This window comes from Sedimenticola selenatireducens (assembly GCF_963675335.2).
Lineage (GTDB): Bacteria > Pseudomonadota > Gammaproteobacteria > Chromatiales > Chromatiaceae > Sedimenticola > Sedimenticola selenatireducens.
This window is the reverse complement of the sequence record NZ_CAXXYC010000004.1, coordinates 1,605,304-1,619,818: the sequence shown is the minus strand read 5'-3', so window position 1 is coordinate 1,619,818 and position 14,515 is coordinate 1,605,304. Positions and strand designations below refer to the sequence as shown.

At 54.1% G+C, this 14,515-nt stretch carries 15 protein-coding genes, 2 tRNA genes and 1 pseudogene; 5 read left to right on the top strand and 13 right to left on the bottom strand.

Going from position 1 to position 14,515, the window contains the following annotated elements; genetic code table 11:
• Nucleotides 1–25 precede the first annotated feature (25 nt).
• The gene (locus ACHZBF_RS18705; protein WP_321529249.1) at nt 26–736 is read right to left on the bottom strand and encodes a hypothetical protein; all 711 of its coding nucleotides are present in this window, start codon (nt 734–736) and stop codon (nt 26–28) included.
• A gap of 46 nt (nt 737–782) precedes the next feature.
• Complete coding sequence (locus ACHZBF_RS18700) at nt 783–1,565, bottom strand: integrase (RefSeq protein ID WP_321529248.1); 783 nt, start codon at nt 1,563–1,565, stop codon at nt 783–785.
• A gap of 147 nt (nt 1,566–1,712) precedes the next feature.
• Between ACHZBF_RS18700 and ACHZBF_RS18695 the strand changes: the two genes are divergently transcribed.
• Nucleotides 1,713–1,934, top strand: a complete 222-nt coding sequence (locus ACHZBF_RS18695; RefSeq protein WP_321529247.1) for a TA system antitoxin ParD family protein — start codon at nt 1,713–1,715, stop codon at nt 1,932–1,934.
• Nucleotides 1,912–2,217, top strand: coding sequence for a type II toxin-antitoxin system RelE/ParE family toxin (locus ACHZBF_RS18690; RefSeq protein ID WP_335342989.1), 306 nt, complete (start codon nt 1,912–1,914; stop codon nt 2,215–2,217). Before ACHZBF_RS18695 ends, ACHZBF_RS18690 begins: the two co-directional genes overlap by 23 nt.
• A gap of 88 nt (nt 2,218–2,305) precedes the next feature.
• Here ACHZBF_RS18690 and ACHZBF_RS18685 read toward each other — a convergent pair whose 3' ends face one another.
• Nucleotides 2,306–3,010: a hypothetical protein gene (locus ACHZBF_RS18685; RefSeq protein ID WP_321529246.1), complete on the bottom strand. Its 705-nt coding sequence runs from the start codon at nt 3,008–3,010 to the stop codon at nt 2,306–2,308.
• 547 nt (nt 3,011–3,557) lie between these two features.
• On the opposite strand from ACHZBF_RS18685, the gene ACHZBF_RS18680 reads away from it, so the two are divergent.
• Nucleotides 3,558–4,946, top strand: a complete 1,389-nt coding sequence (locus tag ACHZBF_RS18680) for an integron integrase (protein WP_321529245.1) — start codon at nt 3,558–3,560, stop codon at nt 4,944–4,946.
• Between the two features lie 11 nt (nt 4,947–4,957).
• Here the strand turns inward: ACHZBF_RS18680 and ACHZBF_RS18675 are convergent.
• From ACHZBF_RS18675 to mutY, 5 genes and pseudogenes are all read right to left on the bottom strand, one after another.
• Nucleotides 4,958–5,238: pseudogene (locus ACHZBF_RS18675) on the bottom strand (antitoxin).
• On the bottom strand, nt 5,231–5,512 hold the full coding sequence (locus ACHZBF_RS18670) for a BrnT family toxin (RefSeq protein WP_273438493.1): 282 nt from the start codon (nt 5,510–5,512) through the stop codon (nt 5,231–5,233). The pseudogene ACHZBF_RS18675 and the gene ACHZBF_RS18670 overlap by 8 nt, the downstream one beginning before the upstream one ends.
• A 108-nt stretch (nt 5,513–5,620) precedes the next feature.
• Nucleotides 5,621–5,696: transfer RNA gene (locus ACHZBF_RS18665), tRNA-Phe, on the bottom strand.
• 145 nt (nt 5,697–5,841) lie between these two features.
• A complete protein-coding gene (locus ACHZBF_RS18660) occupies nt 5,842–6,102 on the bottom strand; it encodes an oxidative damage protection protein (protein WP_321529244.1) in 261 nt (86 codons plus the stop codon).
• Nucleotides 6,077–7,174, bottom strand: a complete 1,098-nt coding sequence (gene mutY, locus ACHZBF_RS18655) for an A/G-specific adenine glycosylase (protein ID WP_321529243.1) — start codon at nt 7,172–7,174, stop codon at nt 6,077–6,079. Before mutY ends, ACHZBF_RS18660 begins: the two co-directional genes overlap by 26 nt.
• Before the next feature lie 102 nt (nt 7,175–7,276).
• Here mutY and ACHZBF_RS18650 point away from each other — a divergent pair, with 102 nt between their 5' ends.
• Nucleotides 7,277–8,275 carry a L,D-transpeptidase family protein gene (locus ACHZBF_RS18650; RefSeq protein ID WP_335342988.1) on the top strand — a complete coding sequence of 333 codons (999 nt, stop codon included), beginning with the start codon at nt 7,277–7,279 and terminating at the stop codon, nt 8,273–8,275.
• 352 nt (nt 8,276–8,627) lie between these two features.
• Here the strand turns inward: ACHZBF_RS18650 and ACHZBF_RS18645 are convergent, their stop codons facing one another.
• The 5 genes from ACHZBF_RS18645 to ACHZBF_RS18625 all read right to left on the bottom strand — a co-directional run bounded on the left by ACHZBF_RS18645 (nt 8,628) and on the right by ACHZBF_RS18625 (nt 13,650).
• Nucleotides 8,628–8,912, bottom strand: coding sequence for an Lpp/OprI family alanine-zipper lipoprotein (locus ACHZBF_RS18645; RefSeq protein ID WP_029133554.1), 285 nt, complete (start codon nt 8,910–8,912; stop codon nt 8,628–8,630).
• A gap of 143 nt (nt 8,913–9,055) precedes the next feature.
• Nucleotides 9,056–11,170, bottom strand: coding sequence for an AsmA family protein (locus ACHZBF_RS18640; RefSeq protein WP_029133555.1), 2,115 nt, complete (start codon nt 11,168–11,170; stop codon nt 9,056–9,058).
• A 157-nt stretch (nt 11,171–11,327) separates the two neighbouring features.
• The gene (locus ACHZBF_RS18635; protein ID WP_273438501.1) at nt 11,328–11,636 is read right to left on the bottom strand and encodes a putative signal transducing protein; all 309 of its coding nucleotides are present in this window, start codon (nt 11,634–11,636) and stop codon (nt 11,328–11,330) included.
• Nucleotides 11,637–11,670: 34 nt separating this feature from the next.
• Nucleotides 11,671–11,744 (bottom strand) — tRNA-Gly (locus tag ACHZBF_RS18630).
• Between the two features lie 70 nt (nt 11,745–11,814).
• On the bottom strand, nt 11,815–13,650 hold the full coding sequence (locus ACHZBF_RS18625) for an AMP-dependent synthetase/ligase (protein WP_321529242.1): 1,836 nt from the start codon (nt 13,648–13,650) through the stop codon (nt 11,815–11,817).
• 161 nt (nt 13,651–13,811) lie between these two features.
• On the opposite strand from ACHZBF_RS18625, the gene trmB reads away from it, so the two are divergent.
• On the top strand, nt 13,812–14,510 hold the full coding sequence (gene trmB, locus ACHZBF_RS18620; RefSeq protein ID WP_273438503.1) for a tRNA (guanosine(46)-N7)-methyltransferase TrmB: 699 nt from the start codon (nt 13,812–13,814) through the stop codon (nt 14,508–14,510).
• Nucleotides 14,511–14,515 lie beyond the last annotated feature (5 nt).

Sequence of the window (14,515 nt, the reverse complement as noted above, 5' to 3'; positions counted from 1 at the left end):
CAAGCGAAGCGATTTAATTGACTTGTTATAACCCCACGTTCATCAGAGTAAGCGAGAATGCACTTTTCTCCGTGTATTTCTTTACCCGCTTAGATAACGTATCAATGTCTTTTGATATTAAAATTCCTTGCCATAGTAATTCAGATATTTGATCTGAATGCTCTTTTATCTTAAAGCTATCTGGGTCGTGCGAAATCTTGGCAAATAAGATCGCGGCTTCCCCCATTAGATTGACCAGTTTCATTTTTAGATCAATTGAAACAGAAGCCATATACGGATCAAGGTGGCTTGCATCTTCATCACTTATGAAAGTTTTTCCTTCTATGATGTTTTGGCTACTTGTTGCGACTAGTGACATCAAATTGTTTTTTAGTGACTCAGGCAACTGCTTGATGTACTTCCGGGACTTAACCACTTCTGCTTCGAGTGATGAAGGGTTTTCTTTTAGTTGCTCTTTGAATTCTTCTATTATTTTCTTTTTCTCTGCGTCTAACTTGACTATATCCTCAGGAGTGCCCCCGTTCGCGACAAGTTCTCTTATTTCTTCGTTCCATTTAACCCCAACATAAAAAATACCGAACCAATCCTTGTCAAGGATTACCCTGTTCCAGTATCTGAGGTATGAATCCAGCCGAGTCGAAACAATTTTCTGACGTTGAGCATGAACGTTTGCACTTCTCAGAAATATCAGAATGGCTGCGGTGAATATCCCTGTTAGTATGTCTCCTAGTTCCACGATTAGTCCTTATGGTTATAACGCTGACTTTAGCGGAACAGGCGCGTCAGCGACTGTGTCCGCTAGAAGATCTGGTTATGTGTTGATTAATTGCTTCAGATTGCTCATTTACTAATATCTGGTATTTTTCATATGAATTAATGCAGTGATGATGTTGCTCTTGTAGTACCGGAATTATATTTTTTAACTTTAATGGTTCAGTTTCTCCGAAACCGTAAGAAACAGCTCCTTCGCTTGTAACTATTCTTGTTACCAATCCTGTAAGTCCCAATTCAATTCGTGGTGAGTAACGATGATTAAAACTATGACGAAAATCATGCGTAGCAGTTGAATACTGCTTGTTTGCTATTTTTTCCATTGATTTTTTTAGTTTTGAATATGCTGACCACTCCCGACCATACTCATCAGCTTGTTTAAAATATATTTCTGTATCTATTGGGAGATCATCGACCCAATTATTTATTTTCAGCATATTTGCTTGATGAGATAAATGTGCAACTGAATATATAAAGCGTGACCTTATTGCATATGGCATTAATAGGGAAAGAGTGGCGATAGGAGATACATGATTAATAATTGTTCGATTAAGTTCTTTTTCTTTAAGATGCGGCATAACTGCTTCCCATGCCATGAGAGATCCGATATGGTGATTTAACTCATTAATTGAATTGGCTAGCTCTGAGGTATGTTCCTGCATAAACTGACTATATGCGAACCACTCAATAGGGAGAGTATTATTAAGTATTTGCCATCCATAGGGAGCATAAGGGGCAACCTTGCCAAGCTTCTTTCTTTCTTTTTTAAATAAAGTATAAGTCGATATATTCATGTGGCCACTCAATACACATAACGCAGCGCTTTGCGGCTGCTTTGAAGCGCTAGCGGAAAAGCAGTCCGACAACAGCGCCTTGTTACGACTTGCCTCAAATGTGGCGTTTTGCTACAATCCATTTAATACTCTCCAGAGGTGCATGAAATGGCCACAACCAGCGTACGATTAGACCAAGCTCTTGTTGAGAAAGCTACGATCATGGCTAAAGCTCTCAACCGTACACCGCCGAAGCAAATTGAGCATTGGGCGAAGATTGGTGAAATCATGGAGGACAACCCTGACCTTCCCTATGAATTTGTAAAACAAGCAATTATTGCTGCCGCAGAGCGAGAAGCAGGCAAGCTTGAGAGCTACGATTTTGGCTAGGGCATCTCGTGTTTTACAAACACCTACTTTTAGAAAGGCGGTAAAGAAACTCAAGCCAAACCAAAAAAAAGAGCTTGATGCTGCCGTCAAAGAATTAATGGCAAAGCCTAGTCTCGGCGAACAAAAGAAAGGAGATCTCGCATTTTTGCGCGTGTACAAATTCAAGATGAATAAGCAACTTACCCTACTCGGATATAGTTTTGACGATGGCACTTTGACTCTTGAGTTAATGGCTCTTGGCTCCCACGAAAATTTTTACCGCGATATCAAACGACGCACTTAGAGTTGTAACGTCGCAAATCAGCGGCGCGCGCCTTTAGCGCGTCGGCTGGATTTGCTTTGTTAGCGCCTCTTCGGATATTCATATCTGCTTACAAAAATGGGCACAATAGGAACCTTTCTGCCTTTGTCCAATCCTTCAACGTGCACACCACCCTTTTTCGGAGTACATCGTCAACGAAGGCTGGTGTTAATTCATACCCGTGAGTACCATCACCCTTCGAATATGAAACGCTAAATGGCCCAGAAGCCTGATCGAACAAACCCTCAACATTGAACCGCGCTGAGACCATAGGATTAAGTATAGGCTTGCTATTAACCGTTATTCCTAGAGCATTAAAAAGTTCGATATTTATTGGATTAACTGCCCCATATGAATGATTATTTATCATTCTCAATTTCAAAGTGGGCAACTTTTTCCAGAAGTGCTCCTCCATCCAGCGGCTGATTTCGGCGTACTGATTGCCATTTGGCGCGCCATCCAACAGTCCGTCCGTGCGCGCCAAATCTACCCAGTTAATTTCATAACTAACAACATTTCCATCTTCACTGATAGAGCGAGGATATGTCCATTTTTTACAGCCGGCATCATAATCCATTTTTAGGTAAACAACCTCGCCTTTGTATGCGTTCAATTCCTCAATAAAATTGAACATCGTACTCATTGGATTAGGTGGTGCGCATCGCACAACGAGATTGGCCGATGGTAGTGGCTCAACGCTAAAAGTCTGAAGAAGAGCCGTAGCTCCTGCAGCCAAGCCAATCAGTGCCGTAATTTTCCCTAAAGCCGAATTCATAACTTCTTCACTCTTTTATGCGCTAACGATTAATGTTAAGTGGCCGTGAGCTGAACGAAGTGAAGCACACGGACCACTTCAACGGGTTGTTCTATGCTGGGCCTTTCATACATCCGACTCGCTACCTTTTCGCACCCCGTGAGTTTCGGGAGACGCGATCGACGGGAGGACTGGATTTGTGCTCGGTGGCAGTGCCGTTGGTGCCTGGCAGGGAGGGATTCTTTGCCGTGAAGCCTCGTGCTCATCCGGTAAAACTCGTTTACCGTGTGAACTCGTGGTTTCACGGTACCATTTTTATTCATCACTCCCTGTCTTCCTTTTCATCAGCTTTCGTCAGATTTTTCTTCTTTTATCCTTGCTTTTGTTTTCCTGTCTCAGGCTCGGAGAAATACTGTATGTTGTTGTTTTATTTAGCCTATTTGCATAGAACAGCTGATTATGCGTCTCGCGCATTTCTTGAGAAATGTTGCTCGCGCATTATTTGTAAAAAGCGACTTATTGTTCTATATTTGTTCTCTATTGGAGATTCATACAGCAAGGAGCCGCTATGTCTATTGATCCGGACACTCAACCCATTTCTCCCAGTGTTGAACGATTTTGGAAACGGTATATTGATGTCCTCAAACTGTTTCATATTCCTGAGCGATCCCGGCCCTGGTACCGGAAACATGTCCAGGAGTTCATTGATGCGCATCCCGGAGCGAAGCTCCGGACCCAAACCCCGGAAGCTATCGAACACTGGTTTGCCAAACAGGGACTGAACCCGCAGCTCTCCGCCTGGCAATTGCGGCAAAAAGTGGATGCCTTGCGGCTGCTGTTCAGACACATGCTGAAATCGGGCTGGGCGAGCGAGTTTGACTGGGACCACTGGGCCGAAGGTGGGCAGCCGCTCGGCGACCACCACCCAACGGTCGCCCGCAGTTATGAGACGACCAACGCGGGTGCCGATAGGCCCGGCAATCTGCTGGGCAATGCCTTTCCGAAGGTTTATGCCCGATTTATCGCGGCGATTCGTGTCGCCGACCTGGCCATCAATACCGAGCAGAGCTACCTGGGTTGGATCAATCGTTTCCTTCGATTCCACAAAAGTTCGCTCCCTGAGAATCGCGCAGAGCAAGAAGTGTCTTCCTTTTTAGAGCATTTGGCCGTTAGGCGCAAGGTTTCCGGGGCAACCCAGGCCCAGGCACTGAACGCACTGGTCTTTTTCTATGCCCGCGTCCTGGAAAAGCCGCTGGGCGACATCGGCACATTCAAACGACCCAAACCTTATAAACGGATACCTACAGTATTAAGCCGACGTGAGGTGGCGCAGATTCTTGCCCGGATACAAGGGGTGTCAGGCTTGATGGTGCGATTGATGTATGGCACCGGGATGCGGGTGATGGAGTGTGCCAGGCTACGCATACTGGATCTTGACTTCGACTACCGCCAGATTACTGTCCGCGCGGGCAAGGGCAAGAAGGACCGGGTGGTGCCAATGCCAGATGCCTTGGCCGGTCACCTGAAGCGGCATATCGCCTGGGTAACGGACAAGCATGCAGAAGATCTCAAGGCTGGCTTCGGGGCCGTGTATCTGCCGGAGGCGCTGGAGCGCAAATACCCCAACGCCGCCAAGGAGTTCCGATGGCAGTATCTGTTTCCGGCCACCCGCATTGCTCCCGATCCGAGATCAGGCGTACTACGCCGACATCATATCCATCAGTCGGTCATCCAGCGGGCGGTGCGCAAGACGGCCGTGGAAGTGGGACTCACCAAGCGTGTCACCAGCCACACGCTGCGCCACTCCTTTGCCACGCACCTGCTGGAATCAGGCTCTGATATTCGGACGGTACAGGAGCTGTTGGGGCATACCGATGTGACCACGACGATGATCTATACCCATGTACTGGGAAAAGGCGGCGGCGGTGTGACAAGCCCATTGGACCGGCTGGAGTAATCCCGGAGGATCTAATTGTTAGCCGGTTTATGGATGAGTTGCCCATCTACAAACTTGTGAAGCAGGCTTGAGACCAGAGTTTGATAGGGGATTCCCTCTTTCAGAGCGCGCGCCTGAAGCGCCCCGAGGTCCTGCGACGACAGCCGAATATTATCCGCGCATCCTTTTTGAAAGTCTCTTCCGCAACGATCCGATGCTCATCAATCTCTTTATCGGCATTTTTGACGCGCTTGAGCCTACCCGCCTCGAATGCTTCCAGGATCTCTTTCTCTTCCAATTTCAGCTTACTCATTTAAACCACCCACATATTGCTTCGCGGCCTTTCGGCTAGGGATGATGGTCTTCAGAAAAATCTCCTCCTCGCTTTCAACGAATAGGACGAGATAGGCGTAACACTCGACCAGCACAACCGAAACTTTTTGCCCGGGATGTCGCCCTTGATTCGGGTATTCGAAGATATCGACTTCATTTCCCAGCTGGATATTAAGAACGATTTCTTCGAAAGAGATGCCTGGTTTCGCTTTGGGAAGATCATTTTTCTCTGAATTCCATGCGAAGGTTTTCATACCCCAAAAAGCCAGCACAACGTGTGCCTTTTGTCATCGATCCATCGGGACATTACCGAAAGCTAAAACGCAAAACGGCCCGCATAAATGCGGGCCGTTTTGCGTGTTTGGTGGCCAGGGACAGAATCGAACTGCCGACACGCGGATTTTCAATCCGCTGCTCTACCAACTGAGCTACCTAGCCTTGGCGAGGGCGTATTAAACCGATACGCGCTGCCTGAGTCAAGAGGGAAATGTGCGGAACGGCCTGATTTTGCATATATTCACCCGCCGCACCAGCGCACTGGAAGGACAGACCACCATTGCCGGGCCTGCCCATCCGGGTGACATCAGGGAGTGAAGTTGACCTGGGTGCCACCGCCCTCGAACAGGAACTTCACCATCTGCTCTTCGAGGAAAACGCGGGATTTGGGATCAGCCAGGGAGAGACGGTTCTCATTGATCAGGATGGTCTGCTGCTGAAGCCACAACTGCCACGCTTCTTTGGAGATGTTCTCGAATACCCGCTGACCCAATTCGCCCGGGTAAGGCGGTCGTTCCAGGCCTTCGGCCAACTTTTTTAATTTAACGCAATCCACCATACGGCTCATCGGCCCTCTCCTCTAAACGCTGTATTAGCTCTTCAATCAGACGCGATACCGGGGCGGCGACGCCGCGCTGGTCGGGTTTATCAGTGTTATACCAAACTCTACTGCTTCCATCCATGACCCATTCCTGTCGGCCGGCCAGTTTAATCACCACGGGGGTGATCAGCAGGTGAAAGTGGCTGAAGCTATGGCGCCGCTCCGGCCAGACCGCAATCTCCTGATAGTTATCACCAAACCAGACCGCCAGCCCCTCCTCCGCCGCCTGTCGGTCGGCATATTCCGGCAACCCCCAGAGTCCACCCCAGATGCCGCTTTGCGGACGTGACTCGAGCAACACTCGACCGCGGCCATCATGAACCAGCAACATTACCACCTTGCGGCTGGGCAGGCGGGCACGCGGCCTGGAGTGTGGGTAGGCGGTGGGCTCACCTTCGGCCCTTGCCCGGCACTGCTGCATCAGCGGGCAGGCGTCGCACCGCGGTCTTGAGCGGCGGCAAACTGTTGCCCCAAGATCCATCATCGCCTGGTTATAGGCGCGTGTATGTTGCGACGGTGTGAGCTCCTCGGACAGCGACCAGAGCCGTTTCAGCACCGCACTCTTGCCCGGCCAGCCGGGCACGGCAAAGCAGCGTGCCAATACCCGTTTCACATTACCATCGAGGATTGGAGAGGGTTGTTCCAGCGCCAACGACAGGATGGCCCCGGCGGTGGAACGGCCAATCCCCGGCAGGTCCATCAGTGCCGCCAGCGTTACGGGGAAAAGGCCGGCATGTTCATCCAGAATACATTTGGCGGCACGGTGCAGATTACGCGCCCGTGCGTAATAGCCGAGACCCGACCAGTGGTGCAGCACCTCGTCCAGCGACGCCTCCGCCAGCTGTTGCAGTTCAGGGAAACGCTGCATGAAGCGTTCATAGTAAGGAATGACCGTGCCGACCTGGGTCTGCTGCAACATAATCTCGGAGATCCAGACCCGGTAAGGGGTGGGATTTTGCTGCCACGGCAGATCCTTGCGTCCGTGGCGTTTGTACCAGGCAATGATCTGCTCCGAAAACTCTTTTGGGTCCTGCCGCATGATCTCCCCTTGGTTGCCAACTCTCACCTGCCGACGGCTTCGCAGACGACTCAGACGCTTTATGTCACAATAGACGCACGCTTAACAACCCGATTAATCACCGTGAAATCACTACTGTCCGTCTTTATCTACACCCTGTCCATGACCCTGCCCGGCATTGGCAATGCCCTCAGTTTTCCACTGCCCGCACCCGGCAACGATATTGTTGGCGAAGTCCGCCAGATCCAGACCCGCTACGAAGACACCTTTTCCGACATCGCGCGGGCCAACGGGCTTGGCTACACGGAGATGACCGAAAGCAATCCCCAGGTAGACCCCTGGCTTCCCGGCGAGGGGACAAGCGTCACCTTGCCCACTCGCTTCATCCTGCCACCGGGACCACGTGAAGGCGTCGTGATTAATCTGGCCGAACTGCGCCTCTATTACTTCCCGAAGGGGGAAGACCGGGTCATCACCTATCCACTGGGTATCGGCCGGGAAGGCTGGAGCACGCCGACCGGCAACGCTCGGGTAACCCGCAAGCAACAGGGGCCAACCTGGTACCCACCGGAGTCGATCCGCCAGGAGCATGCCGCCAAGGGAAGCCCATTGCCCAAGGTGGTCAAACCGGGACCGGACAACCCCCTCGGTACACACGCCATCTACCTGAGCATGGCGGGCTATCTGCTGCACGGCACCAACAAGCCCTATGGGGTGGGAATGCGCGTGAGTCACGGCTGCATTCGCCTCTATCCCGAGGACATTGCCGCCCTGTTTGATCAGGTTGCACCCAATACGCCGGTACGGATCATCAACGAACCCTACAAGGCGGGCTGGGAAAACGGCCGGCTGTTCGTCGAGACACACCCACCGCTGAGCGAGCAGCGCAGCCGGGAAGGTATCAATTTCACCCCGCTGGTCCGGGCAATTATCAATGCCCTGGGCGACAGCCAACAGAAACCGGACTGGGAGGCGATGAAGCAGGCGGCGCTGGGACAACGGGGCATACCGGTTCCGGTGACACCGGCAGTTGCACCGACCATTCCGTCAACGACGCCGGCACCGCACTCACTGATGCTCTCCGAGTCAGAGCCGGTGGCATCCGATTCACAGGGCCGATAAACAGGCGCCGTCCAAACCCTAATCCCGGATTACGCCACCCTGAACGCATGGGGTAATTCCGGTTTCGGTGATGGCGGCTCCATCCGCGCTACGGTGCTTTTGCTACCGATACAGTTGGCCGCTGGAGTAAGATTGAATTGTAGGAGGCCCGCCCCGGGCCGAATTCGCGGCGCGGGCGCCGCTCCTGCCGGGCAACCCCGCTCACGCACATCCATGTGCTTCACGGTATAAGCCCCTCCCTGGGCAAATCGCCAAACCGAAACAACACCTACAGATTACTGGCACCGATCCATAAAAAAAGCCCGGCGACATTTTCATGCCGCCGGGCCTTTTTCACAATCTCAGGCAATACTTATTTTGCCATCGATTTCTGCATCATGCGGTCACACTTCTCTGCACACTCATCGGCAGAGGCCTGAGCCGCATTGGCTGCGTTCATGGCTGCGGACGCCTTGCGATCTGCGGTTTCAGCAGTCAGTTTAGCGTCATTTGCAGCTGACATGGCTGCACTGGAACTGTCTTTCAGGTCAGCAATATCGGCCTGCATCTGTTTCAGTTGATCGGTGCTGGCGCAGCCTGTCACCAAACCCAGAGTAAGCGCCATTGCGGCAAGCTTCTTTAGGGTGTTCTTGGTCATCGTCGTCTCCTAGTTTTGTATTGTTTTAACCACGCAGTTCCCGCCAGGTGCTAACCTGGCAGTATCCCTGTCAATATGATATGGGATAGCTGCGCCCTTCTCAAATGAATTCAGCGCTAAACATCACACAACTGCACTAAAAATCAGTTAAACAGCCCCTTCAACTTATCTTTTAGCTTATTTTCCAGCTTTTGCTTGGCTTCATCCTTCTTCTCGTCCAGCTGCTGCTTGACCTCCGCCTTCTTCTCTTCCAGCTTGGCCTTTTGCGAACCGGTCACCACCTGGGCCCAATCGATGCTGTAATCGGGCGAGGCATAGGGGCCAGTCAGCTTGACCGGCACAGGTATGCCTTTCAGCTGTTCGAGCCCTTCACCCCCTTGTCCTGCTGCGGTACTGACAATTACCGGCTTAACCAGATAATCCAGCGTCTCGGCTACCAGATTCACACTGCCGGCGCCGGTCACCCGAAGAAAGGGGGACTTGGCCAGCAGATCCTGGTTGTTGAGCACCCCGTTCTGAATCACGGCACTACCGCCCATCTCCGAGAAATCGGTTTGAGGTGGTTCGTCGCTGGCCGGCAGTTTCTCACCCTTCAACTTGGCCTGCCCTTCCCGCAGCATCTGCGCCAGGTTGAAACCCTTGACCGAGCCATTCTCAAAACGAAAATCAAGATCGCCGTTCAATCCACGTTTGAAGGCGTTGATGCTGTTACCGCTGGTCTGGAGCTTGGCCTGAAAATTCCCTTTGCCGTCAAACTTGTCCTTGGCGATCATATCCTTCAACAGTGGACCCGCCTGAATATTCGTGGCCTGCTCCTCTAACTGCATGACCGGTGTCTTGCCGGCCACATCCAGATTGACCACGCTGTTAAGGCTGCCCTGGTAAAATGCCCCGATCTTCTGCTCAGTCGTGATCTTTCCCTGGCTCGCCTTGACAGTGACCAGAATCTGTTTGGCCGTCAGTTTTTTGATGACCATCTGGCCGATCTTGAGTGAGCCATTGAGATTGAGCGAGCGTAACAGCTCAACCGGCAACAGCGGTTCGTCGCCACTCCCCTTCGCGTCGGCGGTCTTGGCAGGTGCGGCCGCCTCTTCTTTCACTGGAGGCAGGTAACGATCCAGGTTGATGCTGTCCACATCCAGGTCAAAACCGATCGCACTCCCCTTCAGACTGGCGTTGCCGTTGATTTTGGTGTCGTCCAGTGCAATCACTACCTTGTTCAGCCGGGTCACATCACCCTGTGCCGCCAGTTCAAGATCAGCGGAAAAACGGGTCAATACCTGGGAATCGGCGGTCTCGGGCAGCGCCACGCCCTGCCCGGTGAGCCACTCCCGCAGATTCAGTTCGGCCAGATTCAAGGTGCCGCTGAACGCCGGTTTGGCGGCCAGATTGTTGCCCTTGAGATTGCCGGTCAGTTGCAACGTATCGGATGTGAGGGAGAGTCCATCCACCGACAGTGTCTCGCCATTCAGACCCAGACCAACATCAGCCTTCAGGTTGGCGCTCATGCTGCCTTTTTGAAACAGCGGACTGGTCGCATCCAGCTGCAGATTCAGACCCTTGAGATGCAGCATACCGGCCTTCTCATCCAGCGAGACGGTACTGTCCAGTTTGATCTTGGCGTTCAACTCCGGCTCTTTGCTTTGCAACTGTGCACCCAGCTCCAGATCCACCGGGCTGTCAGGACGGATGGCGCCACTCTTGAGGAAGAACTGGTCCACCGTATACTGTTGTCCGGCACTTCGGTCATCCCAGCTGATACGGGCGTTGCTGATGTCCACACCGCCGATCACGAAGCCTTCCAGCCCTTTCCCCTTGGCTGCCTGGGGTTTGTCATCCTCGGTTGGTGCTCCGCCCTTGACCAGATCGTCCCAGTTGGTGGTACCGGTTTTTGACTTGGCGAGATTCAGTACCAGTCCGTCAAGGCCGACTGTATCCACCTCCAGCTGTCGACTCAGCAGCGGCATCAACTTGACCCGCACGGCCGCACTTTTGACCACGGCAAAGGGCTGTTCGCCGAAGCCCTTGGCATTGCTCAGCTCGAGTCCACCGATGTCGATGCCCAGCCAGGGAAAGACCGAGAGCTTCAGGTCACCCGCTATTTTCAGATCCCTTCCGGTCTGCTCCTTGACCTGGGTGACGATCTCACCCTTATAGTCATTGGGATCAATGACCATGGGCAGGATGATGACGGCCGCCACGATCAGCAGCAGAAGCACCAGCACCAGACCGCCAAGTACCTTGAATAACTTACCCATCGCAAACTCCGTGTTATTGTCCTGTTCTTATATCCGCCCGTAAGCCCCGCAGGAAGCGCATCGCAGGGCCCAAAGCAATTCTAAGCATGAACCATAATCGGCCTCAGTGCCACCGTACAGCGGAAGCAAAAACGCCAACTGAAACAGTTTTTAACCTTTAATCGCGGGGTGTCGAGCAGTTCCAGCAGATATCGAATGTGGCCTCGACCATCTCACCACAGCGGCCGCAGCGCCAAGGCAAGCGATCGGGCTGAGGTTCACCGAGATATCGATCAATCAATTGCCGGGCAAGCGGATAATCCCCGTCCTCTACCACCCACAACACCGGAAACTGGATGGCCGACAACTCACCCGCCGCACCGCTCAGATAGTCGCCGAGAATAACCGTACGGATATGATGTGCCGCGAGGGCGTCATGCAGCATCTGCGCCTGCAGTCGGTCCCGGCATTCGTAGAGTTTTTGCATATTCGGATTACAACAGAAATACCAGGGAAGGAGTTGGAGCGGGTGAAGGGAATCGAACCCTCGTATGCAGCTTGGGAAGCTGCCGTTCTACCATTGAACTACACCCGCATCGCGCAGCAGATTCTATGCGCTGCCGGGGGTCGGGCGCAAGCACCGCAACATGGCCGACCCCCCCTCTTCATCGCTTACCCTGGGTCGGCCCCTCCTGGTACATGGCATTGATGGCCTGGTGATTTCGCTTCAGTACCTGGGCACGCTTTACCTTGAGCGTTGGCGTCAGCAGTCCATTTTCCACCGTCCAGGGCTCCAGCTGCAGGGTCACCCGGCGTACCTTGGCATAACCCGGAAACTGTTTCAGCATCGCCTTGATACGTTGCATAACGGCAGCGACCACGCGGGGGTGCCGCAGACTGTCACGCGCCAGCGGATCAAGGCCGCAATCCTGCGCCAGCGCCGGCCAGTGATCCGCCTCCAGCACCACCAGCGCACTCAGATAGGGCCGTCCTTCGCCCAGCACCATCACCTGCGACACCAGGGGGTCAAGCGCAATGGCCAGCTCCATGTCGCCCGGCGGCACTTTCTCGCCATTGGAGAGCACCAGGATATCCTTGATACGGCCAGTGATGTAGATGTGGTTGTTTTCAATGCGCGCCTGATCTCCCGTATGCAGCCAGCCGTCGGAATCGATCATCTTGGCGGTAGCCGCATGGTTGTTCCAGTAGCCGAGCATCACACCGGGTCCACGCACCAGCAACTCGTCGTCATCACCGGTGCGCACCTCGACACCGCGCAAGGGCACTCCGACACTGGCGGGGTCATTGTCTTCCAGGGGATTGACGCTCACCACCGGACTGGTCTCGGTCAGGCCATAGCCCTGCAGAATGGGTATACCCAGGCCAATGAACAGTTGGGCGATCTCCGCCGAGAGCGGTGCCCCACCACTGACTGCGATGCGCAGACGCCCACCCAGTCTTGCCGTCACTTTGGAAGCGACCAGGCGGTCCAACAGGGGCCACAACAGCATGGAGGGCCGCAGGCCCGCCCGCTGTTGTGCACGTTCAAAACGACTCCAGCCGACCCGCACGGCAGCACGGAACAGCAGCCTCGGCAGTAACGGCCGCTGCCGCATCTGGTCGGTTATGCGCCCGTATACCCGTTCAAAAATGCGCGGCACCGCAATCAACACCGTGGGACGCAGCAGCGTCAGATCCTCCGCGAGCTGTCCGATAGAGCGGGAGTAGGCCACGGTCGAGCCGGTCATGATCGGCAGGTAGTAACCGGCGGTCCGCTCCAGGGTGTGGGAGAGCGGCAGAAAGGAGAGAAACCGGTCCTCCTGGTAGCAGTCGATGACGGTGATCGAGGCGTGGGCGATGGAGAGCATGTTGTGATGACTCAGCATCACCCCTTTTGGCCGTCCGGTGGTACCCGAGGTATAGACGATTGAGGCGAGGGCATGGGGATCACCGTTGCGTGGCGGGATCTTCGGCACCGCCGCCGGCAGCAGATCATCAACCCGTCTGACACGCGCATCAGCCGACATCAGGGCGGCATCCGCGTCAGTGGCATCCTGAATCAGGACACGCTGCAACGCACCCTCGACCGGGATCGCCTCGGCCAGCCGCTTCCAGCGGCCGCCATCCTGAACCAGCAACAACTTCACCGCGGCGTCCTGCAGAATGTAGGCGATGTTATCCGGCCGGTCGTCGGTATAGAGCGGCACCACCACCAGCCCCATCCCCAGGCTTGCCTGATCAAACGCCACCCACTCGGGGGAATTACGCAGGGTGAGGGCTACCCGATCACCGCGACGCAGATTTTCTCCGGCCAGCACTGCCTGCCAGCGTGCGACCATATCGCCCATCTCACGCCAGCTATGGTCCCGCCACTCTCGACTTTGACGATCGTAGTGGCGGTAGGCGGTCCGTTCCGGGCTACGCCTGACGCGCTGCTGAAAAAGGCCGTCCAGGGTTCTCGCCAGTTCAACCGATATCAGATCCTCACTCCACTGGTTCAAAGCCTCACCTCGCTGGTCCCTGTTATTATTTTGCCGGGTATATCCGATCACGGGCCGTGCCGGTTTCGTGTAGAATCCCGCTGAAAATGTCTTTATACCTTTATGGCGGTGGCTGACCAAGCCCTGCGCGCCCTGACCCTTTGATTACTGACCCGAACCGCATGTCTGAACAGGAAAAACCGCATCGCCCGATCCGCAGCTTTGTGTTGCGGCAGGGCCGCCTCACCGTCGGCCAGCAACGGGCCTTCGACAGCCTCTGGCCGCGTTTTGGCATCGACTACGACGGCCAGCCGATCGATTTTTCCGCGCTGTTCGACAATGACAACCCGGTCTTTCTGGAGATCGGTTTCGGCAACGGGGAGTCCCTGGCCAGCATGGCACAGGAACACCCGGAGCATAACTATCTCGGCATCGAGGTGCATGGTCCGGGTGCGGGGCATCTGCTGATCCGGATCGAGACCCTGGGCCTGGAGAATATCCGCATCCTGCGTCATGACGCCATCGAGGTGCTCAAGCACTGTATTCCGACGAACTCACTGCAGGGGCTGTTTCTATTCTTCCCCGACCCCTGGCACAAGAAGCGGCATCACAAGCGGCGCATCCTCAACCCTGACTTCGTCACCGAACTGGGCCGGGTGATCCGGCCGGGCGGCTTTTTCCATGCCGCCACTGACTGGGAGGATTATGCCCTGCAGATGATGGCGGTGCTCTCCGCTGCCGACACGCTGTTTGAGAACAGCGCCGGTGCGGGTCAATATACCCCCCGGCCAGATTACCGCCCGCTGACCAAATTCGAACAGCGTGGCCATCGACTGGGCCACGGCGTCTGGGACCTGATCTTTATTCGGCGCGGGGTGTAGCTCGC